This is a genomic window from Candidatus Accumulibacter meliphilus (assembly GCF_036625345.1).
Lineage (GTDB): Bacteria > Pseudomonadota > Gammaproteobacteria > Burkholderiales > Rhodocyclaceae > Accumulibacter > Accumulibacter meliphilus.
Genome location: NZ_JAZKTZ010000002.1, coordinates 192,732 through 208,047, shown reverse-complemented (window position 1 = coordinate 208,047; position 15,316 = coordinate 192,732). Strand labels below are relative to the sequence as shown.

Sequence of the window (15,316 nt, the reverse complement as noted above, 5' to 3'; positions counted from 1 at the left end):
TCATCGAGGTGCTCCTGCTTGTGCGGCGGCTGGCCGAAGGCACGGCCGTTGCGGGCGAAGAATTCGGCGGTGACCAGCAGATTCGCCGAGGACGCGGGCCGTTTCGGCCGGCTTGGCACTTTCGCGACAGGCCAGGTCGACGAACTCCCTGGCGTGCTGCACCACACCGCCCTGCCTTTCGATCTGCCAGGCGAGATTGCTGGCGAGCATCTGCCGCCAGGCTTCGTCGCTCATGCCGTGCAGCCGCGTTCCGGCAGGCCGGACAGCCATTCGAGGGCGTTGTACACGGCACGTCGCGACATCTCGGGCTGCGCCAGCGTTTCGGCAAAGCGCAGCAGCAGTCCCAAGGCCGTATCGGCGAGCAGCGGTGCCGCGGGTGTTGCCCCGACGGCGTGCGGCATTTCCCAGAAGCGGCTGGTGACGCCCACTTCGCCACCGCCGCGCTTGATGACGCGCAGGCAGAAAGCGTTGCGGCCATGCGCCTTGGCTACTGCTTCGGCACGGCGCAACTCGCGCAGCACGGCCGACAGTGGCGCCTGGTGGTGGGCGACCACGGCGCCGATGCTGGCGCTGGCACGGCTGCCCATCATCGGCATCAGGCGGCCCTTGAGGCGGGCGTAGCCCTTGGCGAGTTGCAGACCCCTGACGTCGATGTCGCCGGCAAGCCGCTCAAGTCGCCGCTGCCGCTCCAGGCGGCGCGCAGCAGGAGCATCGCCGGCATCAGGTCGTCGACCGAGAGCATGGCCAGGACATCGTCGCCGCCGGCGTAGAGCAGCTTGCCCTTGCAGACGTTTTCGACGATGTGTCGGGCGACGTGCGTCGAGAAGTCGTTGAGCGCCGCGGAAATGGCGGCGTGGCGGGCCGGGGAGGCGGGCCGCGATGAGTCGAGATAGGCGGCGACCGCCGGGTCGCCGCGGAAACGATCGAGCGACGCGCGGACCTGCGGGTGCCAGGTCGCCGGGAAGCGGCACTGGTAGTCGGGGTCATTGCCGGCCAGCCAGGCGCCCATGTGGTCGCCGTCCATCTGGATCAGCGCGTAGTAGGTTTCGGGTCTGGCGCCGAGCAGTTCGGCGATGCCTCCGCAAGGCGCTCTTCGGCCGCTTCGTTGCGCGCTCGTCGAGGGCCGAAGGCAGGCGCTTGACGATGTCCACGACCGTGGCTGGCCGCAGCGCGCAGGCGCCGTGCAGCGAACTCGGAAGCGCCACGGGCGGATGCTCGAGGAATCCGAACTTTGCGCGACAGCGCGCTGAGCCTTTCGAGCGTTTCCGGCCCCGAAGTCTTCGCCAGGCGGTCGAGCGAGGTCGCCAGCGCCATGGTGTGCGTGCTGATCACGAAACGCGCCGGCTTGTCGTCCAGCAACTCGCCCAGCCTTCGACGAACAGCGTCGGCCACAGGCGCTTGAGCGTGCATACGCCGCACAGATGTTCGCCCTTGCGGATGCCGAACCGGCCGGCCTCGTGCCTTGCGCAGCCAGGGCGTCTCGCGACGCTCGCCGGCCGGGATATGCAGTTGCGCGGCCGTTTCGGTGAGCCATTCGCGTTCACCGCACAGCGTGCAGCGGTGGCCGTGCTGTGGCAGCGGCGCAAAGGGACGCAGGCTCTTGGCAGCGGCGAGGCTGCGTTCGGCCAGTTCGTGCACGGCGGGATAGACGATGCCGGCGTTGGGTTTGAAGAATTCGGCGCCGTCGATCCTGACTTCGCGGTTGAGCACTTTCCAGACTTCTTCTCCGAACAGGCTGTCGGTGCCGTAGCCAGCCAGCGCCTGCCGTAGCCGATCGGCATCGGGCAGGCGGTCGCGGTCGCTGCCGATCGGCCATTCGGCGATGGCCCACTGCGCTTCGGGAAAACCGGCGAGTTGGCTGTCGAGTTGCTCCTGCCAGTGCTGCCCCTGGTCACGGTCATCAAGGACGTGCTGCGCCGCTTCTGCGGCCCAGGCGCGTGCCGCGTCCCGAACCGCTTCGACGACCTGCCGCGCGAGTTGCTCGGCCTGGCGTGCCGGTACGATGGCCATGAACTTGTTGGGCAGCGTTGCGGCGAACAGCGGGTTGGCGTCGGTGGCGCGGTGCAGCCACTCGGCGTCGATGGTGGTGAAGCGCTGGCGCCACTGATCGCCGCGGCCGGCGGCGTCGGCGACTTCGAGCAGCCAGCGGTCGACCGCGGCGACGCCGCGCAGGCTGGGGAAGGCGATGGCGTCAGGCCCGAGCGCTGCGCAGATGACCTTGAGACCTTCCCAGACCAGCGACGAGAGCAGGTGCGATCCCGCCCACAGGTCGGAGGTCGAACGGGCCTGGGCGATGAAGCCCTGCACGGGGCCGAAGCTCATGCTGAGCAGGGCCGGTTCGTCGTCGGTGAGCGCGCCGGCCAGCGCCGATACAGTGTCCAGGTGCGTCCAGATCGAGTGATCGGGGACGCGGGTGTCGGCGGGCAGGACGCGCCAGAGATCGCCGATTTCCGGCGCGACGAGGGCAGGCTCCGGGCCGAAACGCCAGAAGGCGAGATACGTCAGCCGCAGGTCGGGCTTGCCGTTGACGTCACGTTCGATCAGATCGCTGAAGTGGTCGAGGCTGACCGTGCGGATGTGCTTCGCGGCGATGTCGTCGAGACTGCCGAGGTCGATTTCTTCGCCGGACAGCGGGTGGATCAGCAGCGGCTGATTGGCGAAGCGGACGTTGGCCCACGCCGGGCGCGGCCGGCCGGGTTCGCATGGCCATTGCGGCCGGTCGGCCGCTGCGGCGAACCAGTCGGCGCGCTTGTCGAAATCGGCGCCGTTGATGCCGAGCAGTTCGCGCAGGTCCTTGACCGAACCGTGCTCATGGCCGACGTCGTCGCGCATCAGGACCAGCGCCTTCTCCGCCGGGTCGTGCAGCCAGGCGGCGAGTTTCTTTTTCCAGAGGCTGTTCATTTCATGGTTCCCAGTCGATTCATCTTCTTGCCTATGTCTTGATGAACAGCCGCCCAGATATCGACCTGCTTTGCGATCGATCCAGCGCTGATCGCTTCGGCGACAGCTTGTCGAACAAGACCCTGGGCACTGCACAAGGCAGATGAACAGCGACCGGCACCAGTCCTTGCCCCGTTTCGACGACCTTCAGCCGCAGCGAGCTCGCGATACGTTCGTCATTCCCCCAGCGTCTAGTTGTTCGATTGGGTTACCGGATAGGCGATCAACTGGTTTGCCGAGATGTCCTGATTTCGGCCGAAGCGCTTGGCCGTGGCCCGGATATCTCGCCGCAAGGTGGCGAGGAAGAACACCGCCTCTCGCCAGTTCTTGAACGGCGCTCCTTCTTTGCTGCCGATCCAGACCAGGGCCCAGGTCATCGCTGCCGATTGCATGCGGCCAGTCGCGATCGGCTCGCGAAGCATTCCTGAAAAGGCTGGCAGTAAGCGACGAGGTCTTCAAGGCCATGGGGCAGCCGCGGGATGGCATCGCCCTGGAACGTGATCGACCCCCAGCCATTGCGCGCACGGCTGCCAATGCCGCCAAACCACGAAGCCAGTCTGATCGCTTGACGAACTTCGTCGATCTGGTTCCCGGTAATCGTTCGAACAAAGGCGACCGACAGTTCGTTGCGCTGCTTCTGTGGGTCGATGGCCAGCCGTACGTGCTCCGGAAGTCCCTTCTTCCTGCTGGCTCGGGCGTTATTGGCCCAAAGCCAAGGTAAAGGTCGGCACGAAGGACCTGTCCTTGCCGACCGGGATCTTTTGAATTTCCTGTCGGGGCCACCCGGAATTGGCCAGTTGGCCAACGCCCCAGTCTTTCAACCGCAGTCTCACCAGGGACTGGTGTGAGCTCTCGCCGAAGTTGTCCGAGGCGCTGCCAAAGAGCTTGTGCTCGGCAGCCCGCAGTCCGTCAGGGCCGTCGACTTGGAAGCCCACTTGCGGTGCCTTGACCACTCGCCACCATTGGCGAATCAGTGCCTTGAATGGTGGCGTGCGCCACTGCGCCTGCTGTGCGGCATCGCCGACGAAGGCTGGCGTGGCAAAGCTGAGGTCATACGCGAGGGTCGTTCTTGTCATTGATTCTTCCTCATCGGTGCCGGATATTCGGTCGACTCCTTGACATTGAGGTGTGCACGACCTGAAGTCGCTTTCAGCATAACCGCTTTCGCGAGGCGGTTGTGCAACGGCAAGCTTGTCGCGGGCTAGTGCGAAACCGAGGAGTCGATGCGGGACCAACGCTCCCACTATTCGGGGGCTACGCTTTCGATCTCGCCGTAAGCGACCGCCGTCGGACGCAGGCCGAGGCTGTAGCGACGTGGACGGCTGCCACCGTCGCTGATCAGGTAGGCCTCGGCGGCGGGGCCGAGCTCGCGCCTGAGGATCTTCTTGAGTTTCGACAGGTGCGCCGAGAAGTAACCGCCGTCCATGCCTTTGCGCAGGGCGCGTTCGGTCTCGTCGAGGTCTTTCATCGGCCCGGCGATCCAGCGCAACTCAACCAGATAGCGATTTTTCCAGTCGCTGTCGGGGAGTTCCTTGGCCGGCGCCGGCAATGGCTCTTCGCCGTGCTGCGCGCGACGGGCGAAGACGCTGAGCAGGGCGAGTTCGGCCGGCGGCAAGGAAAAGACTTTGCCGCCGGCCGCGACGCGGCGTGTCGCCAGGTCAATCTGCAGTCGTGCCGGCGCGAGGGCGCTGCGGGCTGCTGCGACGGTTTCGTTGTAGCTGGCGAGGCCAGTGAGCAGCGCTTCGGGCAGGCCGTGGCGCAGGCTGACGAAAGGCAGTTCGGCGAGGGTCACTTGCGCCTGTGCGCTGTCGACCAGGCGGCCACCGGGCATCTCAATGACCCGGCTCGATGGCGTCGGGTAGTAGAAGCCAATGCTGGACTCGAAAGGCTCGGAGACCAGGACATGTGACAACTGGTCCTGCGGGCGGCCGTAGAGCGACAGCGCATAGCCGACAAAAAAGCCCATGGTCTTGCGCCCGCCGGCGATCGACACGTGCAGCGCGCAGTCGGGGTCGGCGGTGAACTGGCGGATGAGGGCGGTGATGCCGTCGGCGGCGCGGCGGTTGTCGGCCGGCGAGCGGATGTCGTCGAGTGGCTTGCCGTCAGCGCCTTCCAGAACATGGATGGTGTCGCGAGTGAAGCGGATCGCCGGTAGCGCGTAGTCGTGGCAGAGGCGGTGGAACCAGCCCGGTTCGTCGGAGAGCAGTGCCAGGCGTGCTTTCTCGGCGCCGCTGCGCGTGGTGATCAGATGCACTTCGGTGGGGATGAACGCGGCGCCCGATGGCGCAACGGCGAGCGCGTACAGGGTCTCGGTGACAATTTGTGGCGAGAGGCCGGTGACGGCGACGAGAATGCGGCGTGGGTATGCGTGGGGGCTTTCGGTGGTCGTGAGCATGGCTTCGGCTGGGCGGTGGTTGGACTGGCGACCATTGTGCGTGCTTCTGTCTGCTCGGCGGCGGATGGCAAGCTTGCGATGCGGCGAGGATCGCCTCTGACGGGCGGCACTGCAGGGCTACCGGCCCTCCATTCATCGGCCCTCGATCCATCGGCCTTCCATTCCTGTCTGCGTTGCCGAAAGTCTCGTCAACAATGCAGCAGCGCTACAGCCGCCGACGCGTCATTGCGTCATTGCGCGGAGGTGTCGCCAACGGGCTCTGCGGAGGTTTGGCTCTGCGGCTTGTCGAGGCGACGGAAAGGCAGTGAGAGGATGGCACTGGATTGCCGCGTCGGCTGCGCCTCCTCGCAATGACGGTGGGTGTGGGAGGGGGGCCGGGACGGGAATAGGGAGGCCGGTAACGTGAGCCAGGCAAGCATCGGCCATGCTGCACGTTCACCTTGCAGACAAGGGCTTACGCGGCCGCTCCTCTAGTCAAGGGTCGTTCTGTCATCGCCATTCCTGGACCTGCCCACCGCGGCGCGCCTGCGAAACACGGCAAGCATGGAAGGGCACGGCCTGCGCTCGACGCTTTCACGGCCGCAGCAGCTTTTCTCGCAGCCACCTGCCAAGGCGTGACGGGTGGAGGGTGGCACGGACAAGCCGGGTACTCGGGTGCTTGGGGTCGATTTCGCACATCAGATCATAGGATTTTTGCGCCAGCTCCTGCTTGCCCTGGGCATGAAAGTAGCGCGCGAGAATACTCTGAAAGCCCAAGACCTCCGACAGGTGGAAGCGCACACGATCGGGGTAGAGCAGTCTGAGATCGAGTTTGTGCTCGAAGATCTCGGCGATCCTGGCCGTTTCGCCGCGACTCAGGCAGTCCTCGGCCCAGGCGATGCGGCCGAACAGGTAATCGGGGAAACGCTGTACCGTCTCCTCCCTGACGCGCGCGGCTTCGGCGTGCTCGCCCATGTTGTGGCAAGCGGCGTACAGGTAGTTGTACAGCTGGGCAATGTCGGGATACTGCTCGATGAGGACGCGCACCTCGGCCAGCGCTTCCCGTGGTCGGCTCTTCAATACTTTCGGGTAGAGGGCGTTGATCCGTTCCTGCACCTCGGCGGGCAGTCGGTCGAAGGCGGCGTCGGGGATGGGCTGGTCGGTGATTTCGTAGCTGCACACGGTCAGCGGCCCTGTCACTTCGCCGCTAAGGCCCGCGTGCTGGGGGTCGCCAGCGGTCAGGAAGTGGAAGCCCTTGGTTCCCAGGCGGCGGGTCAGGGTTTCCAGGATGTGCCGCGACTGCGCTGGCGTGTCTTCAGGCCCGCTGACGTACAGTGGCTTGTCGTCCTTGCCGTAGGTGTAGCGCTGCGCACACGTGGCGGCGTCGATGTTCCCGAAGAGGGCGGCGGCACGGGCGTAGTCGGCATGCGGGGCGAAGCCCAGATCGCGGGCGTAGGCGACCGCGCCCTCGATCAGCTTGCGCAGGCAGCCGGGATCGATCGCTTCGAGGTCGAGGCGCTGCGCGAAGGCCGCCCATTCGTCTGCTGAGAGGATGCCGGAGCGGGCCCTCTTGACGCCCAGGCAGTAGACGTCCACCACAAACGTGGCCATGGCCACCTGGCCGTCGGGCAGCTTGCGCGCCAGGGCGAGCATGCCGATGCCCTTGGCGAACAGGTTTTTGGTCGCCAGAGCCGCATGGATCGGCAGCAGCGGCGCCGGCGGCAGCGGCTGGGCGTTGCGCGGCTGCTGCGGCACAGGCTTGCGGGCGGCGTGGCTTTTGCGCTTCCTGGCGAGCATTTTCTGCCGGCGTTTTTCGTCGACGGTCATCGTTTTATCGCTCGCCGGCACGCGTTGCCGGGCAGGCCGGAATGCGCACAGCGCACTGCGCACTGCCAGTGCGAGGGGCCACCAAGCCTAGTACCCTAGTACACGTTGAGCACACGCATGCCGAACTGCTTGCCGCCGAGGTGATCGAGGATGCGGATGCTTGCCTGGCGCGGGACGAAGCCGCGCGGCATCGGCAGGCTGCCCTGGGCGATTTCGTATTCGCCGACTTTGACGGCAACCGGGTCGAGCGCAATCGTCGTTTCGGTGCCGCCGGCCGTTTTGCCGGCGATGTGCAATTGCATCACGCCGGCAAATGGGGCGCCTTTCGCCTGGGCCCGTGTGAATACCATGTCATAGCCGAGCTGGTCTTCGCCGACCTTGAAGCGCGCGGCACGAATCCCGACAAGGCCGTCGCGCGGGTCAGACGGCAGCGCTGCGAGCAAAGCTTCGACATGCTCACGCTGCCTGCCAAGGTCGGCATGGTTGGCAGCGAGTTCGCCAGCCATGCGCGTCTGCGTGGCAAGCGCGTCTTCAAGCTGCTTATTGGCCTGCGCCAGTTCGGCGGCGAGACGCGAACGCTCCTGTTCTGCCGTATCCATGGCCGCGCGCAGCTGACTGGCCTCGGCGGCTGAGAGCCGCGGCGGCAGCAGTTGGTGCTGCGCGTAGAACAAAGCGCCGGCGCCGATCGCGATGCCGAAAAGCAGCAGCCACAGCCAGTTCGGGATCAGCTTGCGCGAGCGGCGCGATTCATAGCGATCGAAGACAACGGGTTTGGATCGTCCGAACATTGATTCTCGAATTCTCGAATTCTTGCATTCTTGCGTTAATGTGAAAGTCGCATAGGCGCCTCAGGAAACTCCTGTCTCCCCTTGCGCCAGCAGGGCCAGGGCGCGCACCACGGTGCCCCGCAGACCCTGCCGATGAACCCGCTATCGATCGCTTCCCGGGCCTCGAAGGACTTGAAATCCAACAAAACCGACGAGAGTGTATGAGCTTCGACCAAGAGGCGTCAATCTCTCGGATGTGTAAAGTGGCCGCGGCGGATGATCCAGAGGTTTGGCTTTTTGCGTTGTCACCATGCCCATGCGGCGGGAAATGGTGAGAGGATGGAACTGGATTGCCACGTCGGCTGCGCCTCCTCGCAATGACCTGCGGGCTGGCGTGGCCGCGCATACGACCCGCTTGCGCTTGTCGTGGCCGGTTTCGGCCGATTTCATTGATGACGAACACCAAAACTGCCAGGGCTGCCATGACCATTCTTCCCGTTAGCATCATCGGCGTGCCCACCGACGTCGGCGCCGGAACGCCGGGAGCCCGCATGGGGCCGGAAGCCTTGCGCGTTGCCGGCATCGTCGCGGCCATCGCCCACTTTGGTGTCGAGGTCAGGGACTGCGGCAACCTGGGCGGCCCAGGCAATCCCGATCTGCCGGCGGTGAATGGCTTCCGCCACATGCACGAAGTCGTGGCCTGGAACCGCAGCGTGCACGCTGCGGTGTACGCCGAGCTGCAGGATGGGCGCCTGCCGATCATGCTCGGCGGCGACCACTGTCTGGCCATCGGTTCGATCAGCGCCGTCGCCCGGCATTGCCGCGCGAGTGGACGCCAGCTGCGTGTGCTGTGGTTCGACGCGCACGCCGATTTCAACACCGCGATCATGACTCCCAGTGGCAACATCCACGGCATGCCGGGCGCTTTCCTGTGTGGTTATGGTCCATCGCCACTCACCGAAATCGGTGGCCATGTGCCGGCCCTGTTGCCGCAGGACATTCGCCAGATCGGCATTCGTAGTGTGGATGACGGTGAAAAGCGCTTCCTGGCTGAAATCGGGATCGAGGTCTTCGATATGCGCTATGTCGACGAGATCGGCATGCGCGAAACCATGGAGCAGGCGCTCGCGGGCGTCGGTTCGGAAACGCATCTGCATGTCAGCCTCGACGTCGATTTCCTCGACCCTGAAATCGCGCCGGGAGTGGGTACCACGGTACCCGGTGGTCCGACCTATCGTGAGGCGCAACTGTGCATGGAAATGATCGCCGATACCGGGCGGCTTCGCTCGCTCGATATTGTTGAACTCAACCCGGCGCTCGATCTGCGCAACATGACCGCAGAACTGGCGGTGGATCTGGTCGAGAGCCTGTTTGGCAAGAGCACCCTGATGCGTCTGCACCGGTAGCCAGGGGCGGGAGGAGGGCGTTGCCGGCGGGAATCGGTCGAGCGGGGGCGGTGTTGCGCTCGGCTGGCGCGGCCCGGCTTGCCCGGATTTGGCGTATGCTCGTCGCTCATGGCCTCTTGGACAGCCGGCTTCTGCCGAAAAATCAAGGCCATGTTTGGAACCGTTTTGCGCAGAGTCGCCGTGCCGGGCACGCTGGCGCGGGTCGCCTGCCTTGACAATGGTGCTTGCACTGCAAAGGAGAGGACCGATGAATACGAAGACCAGATCTCGAAATCCAGTTGCTCGGGCGATGCTTTCGGCCGGCCTGATGGCGGCGACCCTCGGCAGCCCCCTGCTTGCCACGGCGGCCTGCAGTCCCTGTGCGGCGAGGAATCGCAGCGGCCGGGTCAGCAATCCCTGCGCTGCGAAGAATCCCTGCGCTGCGAAGAACCCCTGCGCTGCCAAGAACCCCTGCGCTGCGAAAAATCCCTGCGCGGCCAAGCCACCGTGCGCCGCCAAGGAGCTGACTCGTCCCGCCAATTACCGGCCCTACGTGGGCGACCAGGGCGAGCTGATCAAGCTTGGCGAAGCCCTGTTCAAGGACAGCCAGCTGTCCACCAATGGCATGTCGTGCAATACCTGCCATCAGAACTACGGCGCTTTTCAGCCTTCCTTCGCGCAGCCTTATCCGCACGTCGTGCAAATGGCGAAGAGCGCCGGGATGAGCCAGGTGCACCTCGACGAGTTCGTCCAGTTCTGCGTTGTCAACCCGCTCGCGGCGAAGCCCCTGCCCTGGGAATCGAAAGAGCTGGCTGCGCTGACGGCGTATGTGGCGGATCTCCAGAAGGGCTATCGGCCGCCTGCCGCGAAAGCCAATCCCTGCGCGGCGAAGAACCCCGGCGCCGCTGCCAGCTATTGAACGGCCGGCCTCCGTGAGCTTCTTTCACCGCAGTTTGCTCTGCAGCTTGCCGACATGAAGCTTTCCCCCAGCCTGGACAGTCTGAGTCCTCAGCGCCGCGCCTCGATGCTCGCTGCCGCCCGCGAGATTCGCGAGTGTTACCGCGTTCTCGAAAAGGGGGGCATCAATCTCGTTGGCGAGGTCCTGCGCGGGCAGGGCGAGTTCGTTGAACTCGAACACTATCCCCGTGACGACGTTTTCGATAGCCAAACGCACGCGCAGTACTACTACCATACGCATCGCGACGGCGAGCTCGAGCATGGCCATTTCCATCTCTTCCTTCGCGCTGGTGGCATGCCGCCGGGCTGTCGCCCGCTCGACTACCCGCAAGCCAGCGATGCCTGGCCGGCGGGCGACGAAGCGCTTGGCCACCTGGTGGCGATTTCCATGGACGGCTGGGGTTTCCCGATCGGTCTCTTCTGCACCAATCGCTGGGTGACCGCGGAAACGTGGTATCCGGCCGAGCAGATGATCGCCATGCTCGACCGCTTCGCCATCGACCATGCCTTCCCCAACTGGGCAGTGAATCGCTGGCTGACGGCGATGCTGCGGCTCTACCGTCCGCAGGTCGAGTTGCTGATTCGGCAGCGCGACGAGGTAGTCGCCGCGTGGCAGGACAGGCAGCCGGGCGCGGACGTTTTCGAGGACCGGAAGCTGGAGATTACCGGCTACCTGCCGATCGATGTCGAGGCACTGACCCTGGCGCTGGAAGCGGCGGCTGGGGAATGAAATCCGGCGCGCACTTCAGCGCCCTGCACAGGGCCGCAGCCGCTCGACTGGATTCAGTTGTAAGAAGTGAAGATCTCACGCGACTGTTACAAGTATCCCGGCCATGGCTTGCATTGAGGCATTTTTTGCACCGCTCGGCAATCGGGCGCTTGCTGAGTGGCGAGCATTTTCGCCGCTGAGTCGGCGAGCGTGATCGTCGCTGGAGCGAGCCGGCAACGGGTGAAATAACGGATAATCGCAAGTTTTCCGGGGGAGGTCGGCCGCCTTGCTGCCTGCGCTTCTCCTGAGTTGAAGGCTTTCCAATGGCCTCGCGTGCGAGTACGCGAGGCCTGACAACCAACGCTGCTTCGGAGAACATAGATGTTGACTTGCCGGGAGGTCACCCAATTGCTGTCCGAAGGGCAGGAGCGCCAGTTGACGGTCGGCGAAGGCCTGCGCCTGCGGGTGCATCTGGTGATGTGCCAGGGTTGCGCCAATTTCAAGAAGCAGATGAGCTTCCTGCATGAGGCCTGCCGTCGCTTCGTCGTCGAGCCGGCAAGCAAAGAGCGTGGCGAGTAGTTTCCGACGGCGCTGCCGCTCTTGGCGTGATGAGTGATGAGCGATGAGCGATGAGCGATGAGCGATGAGCGATGAGCGATGAGTGATGAGTGATGGTTGCGCCGGGCGCCCGCCCTTGCTGTCGCTGATTCTGCCGGTGCTCAACGAAGCGACGACGGTCGTGGCGCAATTGGCGAAGCTGCAGGCGCTGCGTGCCTGCGGTGCCGAGCTGCTGGTGGTCGATGGTGGCAGCAACGATGGCACGGCGGCGCTGGCGGCGGCCGGCGCCGACCGGCTGCTCGACGCGCCGCGCGGGCGAGCGCTGCAGATGAACGTCGGTGCGCGGGCCAGTCGCGGCGAAGTGCTGCTTTTCGTGCATGCCGATACGACGCTACCGCCTGACGCCGACGCGCTGATTGGCGCGGCGATTGCCGGCGGCGCGGTGTGGGGGCGCTTCGACGTTTCTATCGACGGCCGCCATCCCCTGCTGCCGCTCGTCGCGGCGATGATGAACTGGCGCTCACGCTGGACCGGGATCGCCACCGGCGATCAGGCGATGTTCGTGCGCCGCGATGCTTTCCTGGCGGTTGGCGCTTTTCCGGAAGTCGCGTTGATGGAGGACATCGCGCTTTCCAGGCGGCTCAAAGCTGTCGCGCGACCGGCGTGTTTGCGCGCTCGCGTGCGTACCTCGGGGCGGCGCTGGGAGAAGCATGGCGTGCTGCGCACCATCGTCCTGATGTGGCGCTTGCGGGCGAGCTATTTTTTTGGCGCCGACCCGCAGCAGTTGGCCGTTCGCTATGGCTATTCTCCGCGCCAGCCCTGAGCTGCCGGCGCTGGCCGTTTTTGCGCGTGCGCCGCAGGCCGGCGCCGCCAAGACACGGCTGATTCCAGCCCTCGGCGCCGCTGGTGCGGCACGCTTGCAGCGCCGGTTGACGTTGCGCGCGCTGGCGCTGGCCAGGCGCGCCGCCTTGGGCGACGTTAGCTTGTGGGTTGCACCGGACGGCGAGCACCGTTTTTTTCGGGCGCTTCGTCGCTGTTGTGGAATCGAGTGTCGCGAGCAGTCCGGCGACGACCTCGGCGCCCGCATGGCGGCGGCTTTTGCCGCCCACGCCGGGCCGCTGTTATTGATCGGAACAGACTGTCCGGCACTGCAGTCGGAGCATCTCGCGGCGGCGGCCAGGGCGCTGAGCGACGAGCAGCCGGGCCGCAATGATGCGGTCTTCATTCCGGCCGAAGACGGCGGCTACGTGCTGCTTGGCTTGCGTTGCCCGCAGCCCGGCCTGTTCGAAGGCGTCGATTGGGGCAGCGAACGGGTCATGGCCCAGACGCGGCAGCGCCTGTTGGCGCTGGGCCTGCGCTGGTGCGAGCTGCCGGCTCTCTGGGACGTCGATCGGCCGGCCGATCTGACACGGCTGGCGACGCTTCCAGGTTTCCGGGCGAACAAAGCTGATAGGGCTGACACGGCTCACCGCTGACCGCTGACGCCGGCTGACGCCAGGCGCCAGCAACAACAGTTGTCTGCAGCTGCCGGCGGTCGGGCGTCAGACCACCCGCTATTGCATCTGCTGAATACCGGCCAGTAGCCAGCCGCCCTTGCCTTGCCGTGGCTTGACGAGATGCCATACCTCATCGATGGGCTCGGCGGCCGCGTCCTGCTCTTCCCGGATCAGGCCGGAGAAACGGACACTGACCACGTAGCGGTTGGCCTCTTCTGCGACGTCGAGCACGTCGGCTTCGATGGTCACCACGTCGGTTTCCTGCGCTGCGTCACCGCGCTCGGCGATGTTCATGCTGATCTCGGCAAACATCTCGGGAGTGGTGAACTCGCGGATGTCGTCGAGGTTGGCGGCATCATTGGCGGCCTGCAGTCGAATGAAGCTGACTTTGGCGTTGCGCACGAAGCCGGCGGCGTCGAAGTCGAGCGGGATGTTGCCGCTGCTCGCGCCGGGCGCTTCGGCTGCCGCTGGCGAAGCGGAAGCTGCGCCAGACAGCGCCGACGCCACAGGCGCAGCCGGGGCGGCAGAGCTGCCGGAAAAGGATGCGTCGGTCGGCGTGGAAGGCAGCAGCGGCGAATCACTGCGGCCGCGATTCGTCGCCGCGCTGCCGGGGCCGGTCGCGGCGTATTGCAGGCCGCCCGGAGCACCAATGCCGGCCTGTCGGGCGGCGGCGCGGCGACGCATGATGAAGCCGATGACCAGTACCGCGGCCATCACCAGCAGGCCGATCATCAGCATCGAGGCCATTTCCTCGCCGAAGCCGAGGTGCGAAGCCAGGGCCGCCAGTCCGAGGCCGGCGGCGAGACCGGCGAGCGGACCCATCCACGAACGCTTGGGCTGCGCTTGCGGCGCAGCCGCCGCTGCCGGCGCCTTGGCAGCGCCCGGTGCTGCGTCGGCAGACTTGTTCGTGCTCATCGAGTCGCGCTGCATGCCCGAGGATTTGCCGGCGCCGAAGCGCTTGCCAGCGGCGTCTGCATCGCCGACAGTCAATGTCAAGCCGAGAGCCAGAACGGCTGCCAGCAAGGAGAAGGTTTTCATGGTCGTCCTCTGAAGTCCCGATTGAAGAGGGGCCAGCATAGACCGACGAAATTCTGCAGAAAAGCAGAAATATTTACAAAGATACATCGAAAATTCAGAAGTGTTTGCGCACCTAGCTGCGTTCGCCGACGCCGCCCGGCGAGGTAGCAACGTCCGCTTGTTGGCGAGGCTCAGGAGGCATCCCCGGACGACCGCGAGCGAGCGCGTGAGCGTGCCGGTTTAACTGCCGTCTCGGCCGCAGCTTGACTGGCTTTTGCGGAGCGCCGTGGGGCGCGTTTGATGGCGCCAAAAACCTTGTCGCGCGCCTCCTGAATGACGGCGACGATGGCCGGATGGCTAAGGCGCCGCTCGGTAGTGATCGCGAACAGCTGTTCGGCGATCGAGTCGATACGACCGATGGCCTGCACGCGATACTGATCGCTGACGTAGGCGGCGATCGCCGTCGGTGCGACGAAGAGACCGGCTCCGGCCTGACCGAATGACTTGAGCAGCGCGCTGTCGTCGAATTCGCCGACGATGCGCGGGTGCAGGCGGCTGGCTTCGAACCACTGTTCAAGGCGCAAGCGGATCGCCACGTCGTCGCCAGGCATCAGAAACGGGGCGCCGTTGAGCAGTGCCGGAAAGCGGCCGTTCAAGGTAGCGAGCAAGCCTGGTGCGCCGAAGACGGTGAGGTCGCTTTCGCCGAGTGGGTGGCTGTAGCCGCGCACATTCAGGTTCGCCGGCATCGGTCGGTCGGCGATCACCATGTCCAGGCGATGCACGGCGAGGTCGGCGAGCAATCCGGTCAGGCGTCCTTCACGGAAGATCAGGCGGACTGCTTCCGGCAGGTGCAGCACCGGTTCCACGAGCCGCAGGGCGACCGACTTGGCCACCGAATCGGCAATGCCCACGGCGAAGGGCAGGCTCTGGGTCATCGTCTGGTCACGAGCAACTTCCAGCAATTCATCACCAATGGCGAATATCTCGTCGGCGTAGCTGAGGATGCGCCGCCCGGCGCCGGTGAGTTCCAGGCCGCGGCCGACGCGGCGAAACAACTCGACGCCGAGTGATTCTTCCAGCTCGCGCAACTGGCCGCTGACTGCCTGCGGCGTCAGGTGCAGCTGTTCGCAGGCGCGAGCGATGGCGCCGCACTTGGCGACCATCCAGAAATAACGCAGGTGTTTGTAATTGAGCGAGGCCATGAGCGTCCGTAAAAAACAGGCAAGCAAAACAGGAAAGAAAAAATGATCTATCGAGACAGTATATTCGATTGGTCGGATGTCTCG

At 65.3% G+C, this 15,316-nt stretch carries 17 protein-coding genes; 6 read left to right on the top strand and 11 right to left on the bottom strand.

The features are described from left to right. The 9 genes from V5B40_RS04435 to V5B40_RS04395 all read right to left on the bottom strand — a co-directional run bounded on the left by V5B40_RS04435 (position 1) and on the right by V5B40_RS04395 (position 7,929). Positions 1-234: a hypothetical protein gene (locus V5B40_RS04435; RefSeq protein WP_332353405.1), complete on the bottom strand. Its 234-nt coding sequence runs from the start codon at positions 232-234 to the stop codon at positions 1-3. Further along, positions 231-596 carry a hypothetical protein gene (locus V5B40_RS04430; protein WP_332353404.1) on the bottom strand — a complete coding sequence of 122 codons (366 nt, stop codon included), beginning with the start codon at positions 594-596 and terminating at the stop codon, positions 231-233. Before V5B40_RS04430 ends, V5B40_RS04435 begins: the two co-directional genes overlap by 4 nt. Further along, positions 596-1,024 carry a Cas10/Cmr2 second palm domain-containing protein gene (locus tag V5B40_RS04425; protein WP_332353403.1) on the bottom strand — a complete coding sequence of 143 codons (429 nt, stop codon included), beginning with the start codon at positions 1,022-1,024 and terminating at the stop codon, positions 596-598. The genes V5B40_RS04430 and V5B40_RS04425 overlap by 1 nt, the downstream gene beginning before the upstream one ends. A gap of 5 nt (positions 1,025-1,029) precedes the next feature. Continuing rightward, the gene (locus V5B40_RS04420; RefSeq protein ID WP_332353402.1) at positions 1,030-2,901 is read right to left on the bottom strand and encodes a type III-B CRISPR-associated protein Cas10/Cmr2; all 1,872 of its coding nucleotides are present in this window, start codon (positions 2,899-2,901) and stop codon (positions 1,030-1,032) included. Positions 2,902-3,131: 230 nt separating this feature from the next. Next, positions 3,132-3,317, bottom strand: a complete 186-nt coding sequence (locus V5B40_RS04415) for a hypothetical protein (protein WP_332353401.1) — start codon at positions 3,315-3,317, stop codon at positions 3,132-3,134. A gap of 321 nt (positions 3,318-3,638) precedes the next feature. Then, the gene (locus tag V5B40_RS04410) at positions 3,639-4,016 is read right to left on the bottom strand and encodes a hypothetical protein (RefSeq protein ID WP_332353400.1); all 378 of its coding nucleotides are present in this window, start codon (positions 4,014-4,016) and stop codon (positions 3,639-3,641) included. 167 nt (positions 4,017-4,183) lie between these two features. Next, positions 4,184-5,335, bottom strand: coding sequence for a CRISPR-associated ring nuclease Csm6 (gene csm6, locus V5B40_RS04405; RefSeq protein WP_332353399.1), 1,152 nt, complete (start codon positions 5,333-5,335; stop codon positions 4,184-4,186). Positions 5,336-5,908: 573 nt separating this feature from the next. Next, entirely contained in the window at positions 5,909-7,141 is a 1,233-nt protein-coding gene (locus V5B40_RS04400) for a hypothetical protein (protein ID WP_332353398.1), read from the bottom strand. A 95-nt stretch (positions 7,142-7,236) separates the two neighbouring features. After that, positions 7,237-7,929 (bottom strand): hypothetical protein, encoded by a 693-nt coding sequence (locus V5B40_RS04395; RefSeq protein ID WP_332353397.1) that lies wholly within the window; start codon positions 7,927-7,929, stop codon positions 7,237-7,239. 461 nt (positions 7,930-8,390) lie between these two features. Between V5B40_RS04395 and rocF the strand changes: the two genes are divergently transcribed. The 6 genes from rocF (at position 8,391) to V5B40_RS04365 (ending at position 12,992) form a co-directional block, all read left to right on the top strand. Then, positions 8,391-9,314 (top strand): arginase, encoded by a 924-nt coding sequence (gene rocF / locus V5B40_RS04390; RefSeq protein WP_332353705.1) that lies wholly within the window; start codon positions 8,391-8,393, stop codon positions 9,312-9,314. Positions 9,315-9,561: 247 nt separating this feature from the next. Further along, positions 9,562-10,212: a c-type cytochrome gene (locus tag V5B40_RS04385; protein WP_332353396.1), complete on the top strand. Its 651-nt coding sequence runs from the start codon at positions 9,562-9,564 to the stop codon at positions 10,210-10,212. Between the two features lie 54 nt (positions 10,213-10,266). Further along, positions 10,267-10,980 (top strand): DUF6969 family protein, encoded by a 714-nt coding sequence (locus V5B40_RS04380; protein ID WP_332353395.1) that lies wholly within the window; start codon positions 10,267-10,269, stop codon positions 10,978-10,980. A 360-nt stretch (positions 10,981-11,340) separates the two neighbouring features. After that, positions 11,341-11,538, top strand: coding sequence for a zf-HC2 domain-containing protein (locus tag V5B40_RS04375; protein WP_332353394.1), 198 nt, complete (start codon positions 11,341-11,343; stop codon positions 11,536-11,538). An 85-nt stretch (positions 11,539-11,623) separates the two neighbouring features. Beyond that, positions 11,624-12,340: a TIGR04283 family arsenosugar biosynthesis glycosyltransferase gene (locus V5B40_RS04370; protein WP_332353393.1), complete on the top strand. Its 717-nt coding sequence runs from the start codon at positions 11,624-11,626 to the stop codon at positions 12,338-12,340. Beyond that, entirely contained in the window at positions 12,315-12,992 is a 678-nt protein-coding gene (locus tag V5B40_RS04365; RefSeq protein WP_332353392.1) for a TIGR04282 family arsenosugar biosynthesis glycosyltransferase, read from the top strand. The genes V5B40_RS04370 and V5B40_RS04365 overlap by 26 nt, the downstream gene beginning before the upstream one ends. Positions 12,993-13,070: 78 nt before the next feature. Here the strand turns inward: V5B40_RS04365 and V5B40_RS04360 are convergent, their stop codons facing one another. Beyond that, positions 13,071-14,051 (bottom strand): Tim44 domain-containing protein, encoded by a 981-nt coding sequence (locus V5B40_RS04360; RefSeq protein ID WP_332353391.1) that lies wholly within the window; start codon positions 14,049-14,051, stop codon positions 13,071-13,073. Between the two features lie 170 nt (positions 14,052-14,221). After that, the gene (nhaR, locus tag V5B40_RS04355; RefSeq protein WP_332353390.1) at positions 14,222-15,232 is read right to left on the bottom strand and encodes a transcriptional activator NhaR; all 1,011 of its coding nucleotides are present in this window, start codon (positions 15,230-15,232) and stop codon (positions 14,222-14,224) included. Positions 15,233-15,316: the final 84 nt, after the last annotated feature.